Source organism: Polaromonas sp. P3_B1, from assembly GCF_056402935.1.
On sequence record NZ_JBFUGK010000069.1, the window covers coordinates 1 to 10,172 of the forward strand.

A 10,172-nucleotide genomic window follows, 5' to 3' on the forward strand; every position below is an offset into this window, starting at 1 on the left:
CTATGGGCGTCGCACCGCGCCTTGCATCCCATCCCGAGAAGGTGCTTGCGCGGCCCCGCCTAGGCCGTGAGCAGGTTCTTAGCTCGCGGCGTGCAGGAGGCCCGATTCGGGCCCTTGTCTTACAACTGCTCACCAATTGCGTGCCTAGGATTCACACACCAACGATTTAATCGCTCGTGGCTGAAATCTTTGAGCTCCTTTGAGTTCATCAACACAGCTTCATAACGACATCGTCCAATCTGTCCCGAGGAGAATTTCATGAACAAACTGACCCACAAACTGACCACCACTTCCCTGGGCTGCGCCGTCCTGGCCGCCGCCATGCTTTCCGGCTGCGCCAACATGAGCGAAACCCAGTCCGACACGGCCAAGGGCGCCGGCATTGGCGCCGTCGCAGGTGCGCTGCTGGGCGCGGCCACCGGCGGCTCCAAGGGTGCGGCCACCGGCGCGGTGCTGGGCGGTGCGGTCGGCGCGGGCGGCGGCTACATCTGGTCCAAGAAAATGCAGGACCAAAAAGCCGCGATGGAACGCGCCACCGTGGGCACCGGTGTGGCTGTGAGCCAGACCACCGACAACCGCCTGAAGCTGGACATTCCCAGCGACGTCTCGTTTGACGTGGGCCGCTCGGCCATCAAGCCCAACTTCGCGCCCATCCTGAACCAGTTCGCGACCAGCCTGAACCAGAACCCGGTCACGACGGTCACCATCATCGGCCACACCGACAACACCGGCTCCGACGCCATCAACAACCCGCTGTCCATAGACCGCGCCGACTCGGCCCGCGACTACCTGGTCAGCCGCGGCGTGGCCCGCACCCGTATCGTGACCGACGGCCGCGGTTCGCGCGAGCCTGTGGCCGACAACAGCACGCAGCAAGGCCGCGACAAAAATCGCCGCGTTGAAATCTACGTAGCCGAACAAGTTGCCGCACGCTGAATAAGCGCACCTCTTTAACTCCCTCTCCCCCTGGGAGAGGGTGGGGGTGAGGGCCTGCGGCGTTTGCAATGCTGATGGGGCATGCCACGGCACAGCCCCCATCCCTACCTTCCCCCAGCGGGGGAAGGAGTAATACCGGATACCTGAGCTGCCTTTGGCGGCGTCAGCTTGTTGATTGCGCCTTGAAGCGCTCTTCCTCCTGCAGCCGCAGCACCCGCCGTTGCACCTTACCCGTGGTCGTCATGGGCAGCGCGTCTATGAACTCAATCTCCTTGGGGTACTCATAAGGCGCCAGCATGGTCTTCACATGGGCCTGCAGTTTTACCGTGAGCTCTTCGTCAAACCCGGCCGCACCGCCCGGATGCGCTGCACGGGCCGCGACCTGGTCGGGCGCGATCACCACATAGGCCTTGACGACGGCACCGCGCTCGCGGTCGGGCTTGGGCACCACGGCCGCGTTGGCGACGGCCGCATGCTTGACCAGGCAGTTCTCGATCTCGCCGGGGCCTATGCGGTAACCGGCGGCCTTGAACACGTCGTCGGCGCGGCCCTCGTACCAGAGGTAGCCCTCGGCATCGCGGCGCGCGAGGTCGCCGGTGCGGCACCAGTCGCCGGTGAATTTGTTGCGGGTGGCCGCCTCTTTTTTCCAGTAGCCCAGAAAAAAGATAGGGTCGGGATCGCCATGCACGTCATAACGGTTCACCGAGACATCGCCCGGCACGCCGACAGGGCATTCATGCCCCTCGTCGTCTATCACCGCGACGCGGTGGCCCGGGTAGCCTTTGCCCATGCTGCCCGGCCGGGCAGGCCAGAAGCGGCTGCAGTTGCCCACGACGTAGTTGATTTCGGTCTGGCCGAACATTTCATTGACGGTCACGCCGAGCTGCTCCTGGCAGTAGGCAAATACGGCATCGCCCACCGCCTCGCCGGCGCTCATCATGGCTTCCAATTTCAACTTGAAGTGCTGCCCGGGCCGAGGGTAGGCCTTCATCATGGCCTTGAGGGCTGTGGGGAACAAAAAGGTGTGCGTCACGCCCTGCTCCGCCATGAGCTTGAAAGCCAGCTCGGGGCTGAAGCGCCCGTTAAACGCGACGATGGGCCGGCCGAAATAAAGGCTTGGCAACAGCGCATCCATCAAGCCCCCGGTCCAAGCCCAGTCTGCCGGAGACCAGAACACCGCGTCCGATTTTTGATTCGTTTTGCCGTCGAAACCAAACCAGTTGTGGCTGCAGACAAATCCCGGCAGGTTGCCGATCAGCGCGCGATGCGGCAACAGCGCCCCCTTGGGCGGGCCGGTGGTGCCGCTGGTGTAGATCAGGATGGCGCCTTCCTCGGCCTTGGTCTTGACGGCCGTGAAAGCACCCTTCTGGGCCGCAAGCGCACTGCCGTAGTCGATATCGCCCTGGCCCTGGGCGCTGCCCGCTGCGATCACCGTGCGCAGCGCCGGGCAATTACCGCGAATCGCTTTGAGGCTGGCGATGGAACTCTCGTCGCAAATGGCCACCACGGCATCGCTGTCCTGCAGCCGGTATTCGAGCGCATCGGGGCCGAACAGCATGGACAGCGGCATGGCCACCGCACCCATCTGGAACACCGCCATATAGGCCACGGCGGTTTCCAGGCGCTGCGGCATCACGATGGCGACACGGTCGCCGCGCTGCACGCCCAGGCCCGTCAACACCTGGCTCAGCGCATCGGCGGCCTTTTGCAGTTCCTGGTAGCTGTGCGAGACCGTCGCCGCGCCCGGCTTGTAAGCCCGTACCGCGGTCCTGGGCTGCTCGCGTGCCCAGCGGCTGCAGCAGGCCTCGGCGATGTTGAAGTGTTCATCCACCTGCCAGCGAAAGCCGGCGTGCAGCGCCGCGTAGTGGTCGGCTTGTGCCTTGGCCAGCTTGTCTCTGTGTTGACTGCGCTTCAATGCATGTCTCCTTATGATTGCGATCAATGTACAAAGAAAAACGATCTTCCCGCAGCGAGTTTGTCCCTATACGCGGCCTCCGCTATCACGTGCGCCTGTGGGAAAGCCCCTCGGGCACCAATCCCGCGCTGCCGCCGCTGGTCCTCGTCCATGGCTGGATGGACGTGGCCGCCTCCTACCAGTTCATGGTGGACGCCCTGTCCGACGCCTTCGCGCAAGGCCGAACCATCATTGCGCCCGACTGGCGCGGCTTTGGGCTCACGGGTTCGGGCCCCGATGGCAGCCCCGCCGACAGCTACTGGTTCGCCGACTACCTCGCCGACCTGGATTTCCTGCTTGATCACTACGCAGGTGACAAATCCGTGGACCTGGTCGGCCACAGCATGGGCGGCAATGTCGTCATGCTGTATGCCGGTGTGCGGCCCGCACGCATACGCCGGTTGGTCAATCTCGAAGGTTTCGGCCTGCCGGCCAGCAAGCCCGAGCAGGCGCCCGGCCGCTATGCCAAATGGATGGACGAGCTCAAAAGCCTGCAGCGCGGCGAACTCGCGCTCAAGGCCTATGACAGCGTGGACGGCGTGGCGCGCCGCCTGATGAAGACCAACCCGCGCCTGTCGGCCGACAAGGCGGGCTGGCTGGCCAGCCACTGGGCGCGGCCCGATACGGCCGGGCAATGGCAAATCCTGGGCGAGGCCGCGCACAAGATCACCAGCGCGCAGCTTTACCGCGTCGACGAGGCCCTGGCCATCTACCGCTGCATCAGCGCGCCGACCCTGGCCGTCGAGGCCTCTGACGATTCGCTGGCCACCTGGTGGCAAGGCAAATACAGCCTGGCCGAATACCACGAGCGCCTGAAACAGGTGCCCCAGGCCAGTGTCGCCGTGATCCAGAACGCCGGCCACATGCTGCACCACGACCAGCCGGAACAGCTGGCAACACTGATTGAGGGCTTTCTGGAGCAGTGACGCCCGTGTCATGAGAAAATGACGGGTTCAGCCGCCCTCTTGCGGCTACCACCTTATTCAGGACAGAAGAACCATGGAAGCAGAACGCATCAACCTCATCAGCAACCAGCTCGTCGACCTCAGCAACCGGGTCAACGAGCTTCGGGGGTATCTTTGACTACCCTGCCAAAGAACGAAAGCTGAACGAAGTCAACGCCGCACTTGAAGACCCCAAGGTCTGGGACAACCCCAAGCGCGCACAGGAACTCGGCAAGGAAAAAAAATCACTGGAAGACGTGGTCCATGTGATCGACCGCCTGAGCTCGGAGCTCTCCGACAACACCGAGCTCTTCGAGATGTCCAAGGGCGAAGGCGACGATGCCGGCATGGTGACGATTGAAGGCGAAGCCGCCAAGATCGCCGCCGAGGTCGAAAAAATGGAATTCCGCCGGATGTTCAACAACCCGGCCGACCCCCTCCCCTGCTTCCTGGACATCCAGGCCGGCGCCGGCGGCACCGAAGCCTGCGACTGGGCCAGCATGCTGCTGCGCCAGTACCTCAAGTACGCCGAGCGCAAGGGCTTCAAGACCACGGTCGAGGACGAATCCCCCGGCGACACCGCCGGCATCAAGGGCGCGACCATCAAGATCGAGGGTGAGTACGCCTTCGGCCTGCTGCGCACCGAAACCGGCGTGCACCGCCTGGTGCGCAAGTCGCCGTTTGACTCCTCGGGCGGGCGCCACACTTCGTTTGCCTCGGTCTTCGTCTACCCCGAGATCGATGACTCCATCGAAATCGAAATCAACCCGGCCGACGTGCGCACCGACACCTTCCGCGCCAGCGGCGCCGGCGGCCAGCACATCAACAAGACCGATTCGGCCGTGCGCCTGACGCACATCCCGACCGGCATCGTCGTGCAGTGCCAGGACGGCCGCAGCCAGCACAGCAACCGCGACGTGGCCTGGAAGCGCCTGCGTTCGCGGCTGTACGACTTCGAGCTGCGCAAGCAGCAGGAAGCCCAGCAAAAGCTGGAAGACACCAAGACCGACGTGGGCTGGGGCCACCAGATCCGCAGCTATGTGCTGGACAACAGCCGCATCAAGGACCTGCGCACCAACGTCGAGGTCTCGGCCACGCAGAAGGTGCTGGACGGCGACCTGGACGTCTTTATCGAAGCCTCGCTGAAGCAGGGCGTCTGATAGATGCCCGATGCCCCGGGCGGCCGCGCCGCCGCCCCAGGTTTCGTTGAGTGATTTTGAGTTTTTGAATTTTTAGATTGTTTTGAGGAAGTAGCCATGTTGCAAATGCCCGATGACCGCGGATCCGGACAAGGCCCCACGGTGATCAACCGCGCCGACTACATCGCCCCCGCCTACTGGATAGACACCGTCGACCTGTGCTTCGACCTGGACCCGGCGAAGACCCGCGTGCTCAACAAGATGCGCCTGCGCCGCAACCCCGACGTGCCGGCCCAGCCGCTCAAGCTCGACGGCGAGGAGCTCAACCTGGCGCGTGTGCTGGTCAACGGCCAGGGCACTTCCTTCAAGATGGAAGGCAATCGCCTGGTGCTGGAGAACCTGCCCGAAGGCAACGAGCCCTTCGACCTGGAAATCTTCACCACCACCTGCCCCGCCAAAAACACCAAGCTGATGGGCCTGTACGTCAGCAATGATTCCTTCTTCACGCAGTGCGAGGCCGAGGGCTTTCGCCGCATCACCTATTTCCTGGACCGCCCCGACGTGATGGCCAGCTACACCGTGACCCTGCGCGCCGACAAGGCCCAGTACCCGGTGCTGCTGTCCAACGGCAACCTGGTCGACCAGGGCCCGCTGGAGCCCGGCCCCAACGGCGCGCGGCATTTCGCCAAGTGGGTGGACCCGCACAAAAAACCCAGCTACCTGTTCGCCCTGGTGGCCGGCCAGCTGGTCAGCCGTGAGCAGCGCATCACCTCGCGCGCCGGCAAGCAGCACACCTTGCAGGTCTATGTGCGCCCCGGCGACCTCGACAAGACCGAGCACGCCATGACCTCACTCATGCATTCGGTGGCCTGGGACGAGGCCCGCTTCGGCCTGCCGCTGGACCTGGAGCGTTTCATGATCGTCGCCACCAGCGACTTCAATATGGGCGCCATGGAAAACAAGGGCCTGAACATCTTCAACACCAAGTACGTGCTGGCCAACCAGGCTACTGCCACCGACGTGGATTTTTCCAACATCGAGAGCGTGGTCGGCCATGAGTACTTCCACAACTGGACGGGCAACCGCGTCACCTGCCGCGACTGGTTCCAGCTGAGCCTCAAGGAAGGCCTCACCGTCTTCCGCGACCAGGAGTTTTCACAAGACCTGTGCGGTGAGGCCTCGGCCCGCGCCGTCAAGCGCATTGAAGACGTGCGCGTGCTGCGCACCGCCCAGTTCCCCGAAGACGCCGGCCCCATGGCCCACCCGGTGCGTCCCGACAGCTATGTCGAGATCAGCAACTTCTACACCGTCACCATTTACGAAAAAGGCGCCGAGGTCGTGCGCATGATGCAGACCCTGGTGGGCCGCGAAGGCTTTGCCCGCGGCATGACGCTGTACTTCGAGCGCCATGACGGCCACGCCGTGACCTGCGACGATTTCGCGCAGGCCATCGCCGACGCCAACCCGATGTCGGACCTGGCGCGCCTGCTGCCCCAGTTCAAGCGCTGGTACAGCCAGGCCGGCACGCCGCGCGTGCGCGCCCAGGGCAGTTATGACGCGGCAGCCCGCAGCTACACCCTCACGCTGTCGCAAAGCTGCGCGCCCACCGTGGGCCAGCCCGTCAAGGAGGCTTTTGTGATCCCCGTCAGCCTGGGCCTGCTGGGCGCGGACGGCCGCGACCTTCCGCTGCAACTGGCAGGTGAAAGCCGGGCGCCCACCTCGACGCGCACCGTGGTGCTCACCCAGCCCACCGAAACGCTGACCTTCACCGGCATTGACGCCGAACCCGTGCCCTCCATCCTGCGCGGCTTCAGCGCCCCGGTCGTGCTGGAGTTCGACTACAGCGACGCCCAGCTGCTGCACCTGCTGGCGCACGACAGCGACCCCTTCAACCGCTGGGAAGCCGGCCAGCGCCTGGCCGTCAACCGCGCCATCGCGGCCATCACGGCTGAGGCCGTACCCGCCGCCGTGCTCGACGAAGCCTACCTCGGCGCCATGCGCCAGGTGCTGCGCCACCCCACACTCGATGCGGCCTTCAAGGAGCTGGTGCTCACATTGCCTTCGGAGACCTACCTGGCCGAGCAGCTCGAGGTGGTGGACCCGCAGCGCATCCACACGGTGCGCGAAGCCATGCGCCTGCAGCTGGCCACGGCCCTGGCGGCCGACTGGGAAGCCGTGTACGAAGCCAACCACGACACCGGCGCCTACACGCCTGACCCCGCCTCCAGCGGCCGCCGCGCGCTCGCGGGCATGGCGCTGACGCACCTGTGCCTGACCGCGCACAGCACCCCTGACGCGACCTGGCCGCACAAGACCCTGCAGCGCTTCAAGGACGCCGGCAACATGACCGACCGCTTCAACGCGCTGGCCGCGCTGGTCTCCAGCGGCCATGCCCTGGCCGGCGAGGCGCTGCCGCTGTTCCACGCCATGTTCAAGGACGAAGCCCTGGTCATCGACAAATGGTTCGGCCTGCAGGCCGGCGCACCAGACCGCGGCGGCAACGTGCTGCCCGCCGTCAAGCAGCTCATGAAGCATGCCGACTTCAGCCTGCGCAACCCGAACCGCGCGCGCAGCGTGGTCAGCACCTTCTGCCAGGGCAACCCGGCCGCCTTCCACCGCGCCGACGCCGCCGGTTATGTGTTCTGGAGCGACCGCGTGATGGAGCTTGACGCCATCAACCCGCAGGTCGCCGCCCGCCTGGCGCGCGCCCTGGACCGCTGGAGCAAGCTGGCCGAGCCTTATCGCAGCGCGGCGCGTGAAGCGATTGCCCGTGTGGCCGCCAAAACCGACTTGAGCAAAGACACGCACGAAGTGGTCTCTCGCGCCCTGGCCGACTGAACACAACGAGGACGACACCGCCATGGCATTCTTCTCATTCGGTACCCCCGCAAAGCGGTTTGCGAAGAAGTTCAACCGCTTGCGCCGCACCGTGTACGACGCCAAAAGCATGTTCAGCGGTTCACGCATGTCGGCCGACCTGGCCGCGCTGCAGCCCCTGGCCGAGGCCGTGGGAGCCGATTCCGACGAAATGGCTGACCTGCTGTGGCTGCAGTTCGTCGTGTTCCACAAACGCCAGCAGGACACCGAAGGCCTGCCCCTGGGTTTGCGTGCCCTGGCCATGCGCGCCGCCAAGGGCGGCCTCACGCCCACCGAACGCTACGAACAGCACTACGCCATCGGCGAGTCGGCCCTGGAGGCCAAGGACTACGACACCGCCATCGAACACCTTCAGCAATCGGCCCACTGGGCCGCGCACGAAGGCGTCACGATGAGCACCGAGCAGAAGCTGGGCATGCGCGAAGAAATCGGCTACGCCCTGCATGAAGCCGGCCGCTTCGCCGAAGCGCTGGCGCACAACCGGCAACTGCTAGCCGATGCACAAGCCGCCTTCGGCTTCGGCTCGGACAGGCGCATGTCCGGCGTCATCAACAACCTGGCGCAAAATGCCTACAAGCTGGGCAAACATGCCGAGGCAACAACCTGGCTGCAACAGCGCCTGGCGCTGGGCCAGGCCCTGGAGGACACCGACATCGTGCTCGACGCCTTGTTCCAGCTCGGCGTAATCGCGCACGAAAAACGTCGGACTGCCGAAGCACGCGCCTTCTTCCAGCAGCGCGTGGACATTGCACGCGCCCAGGACGACGAGTACCTGCTGGAGGGCGCCCTGGCCACGCTCGCCGAATTTGAAGAGCGCAACCAGCAAGGCAAGCCTCGCTGATCACCCTGCCCGGCCATACCCGGCAACCACATCGCCGCCCAACCGATCCCCCCTTTCATCGAACGGAGCCCCCCATGTCCCAAAAAATCTCCCTGACGCGCTACCTGGTCGAGCAGCAGCGCATGGACGGCCACATCCCCTCGCAGCTGCGGCTGCTGCTGGAAGTGGTGGCCCGCGCCTGCAAAAGCATCAGCCAGGCCGTCAACAAGGGCGCGCTGGGCGGCGTGCTGGGCACGGCCTCCAGCGAGAACGTGCAAGGCGAAGTCCAGAAAAAGCTCGACATCATCGCCAACGAGGTGCTGATCGAGGCCAATGAATGGGGCGGCCACCTGGCGGCCATGGCCTCGGAAGAAATGGACAGCATTTATGTGGTGCCCAACCGCTACCCCCAGGGTGAATACCTGCTGCTGTTCGACCCCCTCGACGGCTCCAGCAACATCGACGTCAACGTCAGCATTGGCACCATCTTCAGCGTGCTCAAAAAGCCCGAAGGCCATGCCGGCGTCGAAGAAAAAGACTTTTTGCAGGCCGGCAGCAAACAGGTCGCGGCCGGCTACTGCATCTACGGCCCGCAGACCACCCTGGTGCTGACAGTCGGCGACGGCGTGGCCATGTTCACCCTGGACCGCGAACAGGGCTCCTTCGTGCTGACCGAGGAAAACGTCAAGATCCCCGCGGACACCAAGGAGTTCGCCATCAACATGAGCAACATGCGGCACTGGGACGCCCCGGTGAAGCGCTACATCGACGAATGCCTGCAAGGCAAGGACGGCCCGCGCGGCAAGGACTTCAACATGCGCTGGATCGCCTCCATGGTGGCCGACGTGCACCGCATCCTGACCCGCGGCGGCGTCTTCCTCTACCCCTGGGACAAACGCGAGCCCGAAAAGGCCGGCAAACTGCGCCTGATGTACGAAGCCAACCCCATGAGCTGGCTCATAGAACAGGCCGGCGGCGCCGCCACCAACGGCAAACAGCGCATCCTCGACCTGCAGCCCGGCAAGCTCCACGAGCGCGTCAGCGTCATGCTGGGCTCCAAAAATGAGGTCGATCGGGTGACCTCCTACCACTCCGGGCTATAATCTCGGGCTGTATTTAATAAAACGCCGGTGTAGCTCAGTCGGTAGAGCAGCTCATTCGTAATGAGAAGGTCGGGTGTTCGATTCATCTCTCCGGCACCATTTACCGCGGTAACGCGATAGTGGTTACTAACTGAAAACAGCTGATGTCATCACTGATGACAGTTGGTTTTCACTCAAGCACAAGCCCTCAATTGAGGGCTTTCTGCTTTCTGGGTCAAAAGGTCAATTCGACGGGCGGCGGACGGGGTCGATCAAATAGATCGTAGGTAATAGCTTGTCCCACTAAACGCCGGTGTTGAATTCCGTCGAAATCTGACCCACTTAGCGCAGTAATTTCCATCCAAAACTGACCCACGTAGGCACTACCCTGCTTGTTTTAAAAGCAGGGGAAATTAGGAG

Annotated in this window: 7 protein-coding genes and 1 tRNA gene; 7 read left to right on the forward strand and 1 reads right to left on the reverse strand. The window is 64.0% G+C overall.

Annotation, left to right across the window (positions count from 1 at the left end):
- Positions 1-258: 258 nt before the first annotated feature.
- Entirely contained in the window at positions 259-936 is a 678-nt protein-coding gene (locus tag AC1DXS_RS24310) for a YiaD family glycine zipper/OmpA-like lipoprotein (RefSeq protein ID WP_477740009.1), read from the forward strand.
- Positions 937-1,099: 163 nt separating this feature from the next.
- Here AC1DXS_RS24310 and AC1DXS_RS24315 read toward each other — a convergent pair whose 3' ends face one another.
- Positions 1,100-2,851: an acetate--CoA ligase gene (locus tag AC1DXS_RS24315; RefSeq protein ID WP_477740010.1), complete on the reverse strand. Its 1,752-nt coding sequence runs from the start codon at positions 2,849-2,851 to the stop codon at positions 1,100-1,102.
- Positions 2,852-2,877: 26 nt separating this feature from the next.
- Between AC1DXS_RS24315 and AC1DXS_RS24320 the strand changes: the two genes are divergently transcribed.
- The 6 genes from AC1DXS_RS24320 (at position 2,878) to AC1DXS_RS24345 (ending at position 9,872) form a co-directional block, all read left to right on the forward strand.
- The gene (locus AC1DXS_RS24320; RefSeq protein WP_477740011.1) at positions 2,878-3,816 is read left to right on the forward strand and encodes an alpha/beta fold hydrolase; all 939 of its coding nucleotides are present in this window, start codon (positions 2,878-2,880) and stop codon (positions 3,814-3,816) included.
- Between the two features lie 73 nt (positions 3,817-3,889).
- A protein-coding gene (gene prfB / locus AC1DXS_RS24325) for a peptide chain release factor 2 (protein ID WP_477740012.1) occupies positions 3,890-4,994 on the forward strand; the annotation gives its coding sequence in 2 pieces (ribosomal slippage) (positions 3,890-3,970 and positions 3,972-4,994; 1,104 coding nt in all).
- Between the two features lie 96 nt (positions 4,995-5,090).
- Entirely contained in the window at positions 5,091-7,811 is a 2,721-nt protein-coding gene (gene pepN, locus AC1DXS_RS24330) for an aminopeptidase N (RefSeq protein ID WP_477740013.1), read from the forward strand.
- 22 nt (positions 7,812-7,833) lie between these two features.
- On the forward strand, positions 7,834-8,691 hold the full coding sequence (locus AC1DXS_RS24335) for a tetratricopeptide repeat protein (protein WP_477740014.1): 858 nt from the start codon (positions 7,834-7,836) through the stop codon (positions 8,689-8,691).
- A 74-nt stretch (positions 8,692-8,765) separates the two neighbouring features.
- Entirely contained in the window at positions 8,766-9,773 is a 1,008-nt protein-coding gene (locus AC1DXS_RS24340; protein WP_477740015.1) for a class 1 fructose-bisphosphatase, read from the forward strand.
- A 23-nt stretch (positions 9,774-9,796) separates the two neighbouring features.
- Positions 9,797-9,872, forward strand: a tRNA-Thr gene (locus AC1DXS_RS24345).
- Positions 9,873-10,172: the final 300 nt, after the last annotated feature.

Bases quoted from the DNA above. Each gene is read 5' to 3' on its own strand.
- AC1DXS_RS24340 (WP_477740015.1), top strand. From the start codon at position 8,766: ATGTCCCAAAAAATCTCCCTGACGCGCTACCTGGTCGAGCAGCAGCGC.
- AC1DXS_RS24335 (WP_477740014.1), top strand. From the start codon at position 7,834: ATGGCATTCTTCTCATTCGGTACCCCCGCAAAGCGGTTTGCGAAGAAG.
- AC1DXS_RS24320 (WP_477740011.1), top strand. From the start codon at position 2,878: ATGTACAAAGAAAAACGATCTTCCCGCAGCGAGTTTGTCCCTATACGC.
- pepN (WP_477740013.1), top strand. From the start codon at position 5,091: ATGTTGCAAATGCCCGATGACCGCGGATCCGGACAAGGCCCCACGGTG.
- AC1DXS_RS24310 (WP_477740009.1), top strand. From the start codon at position 259: ATGAACAAACTGACCCACAAACTGACCACCACTTCCCTGGGCTGCGCC.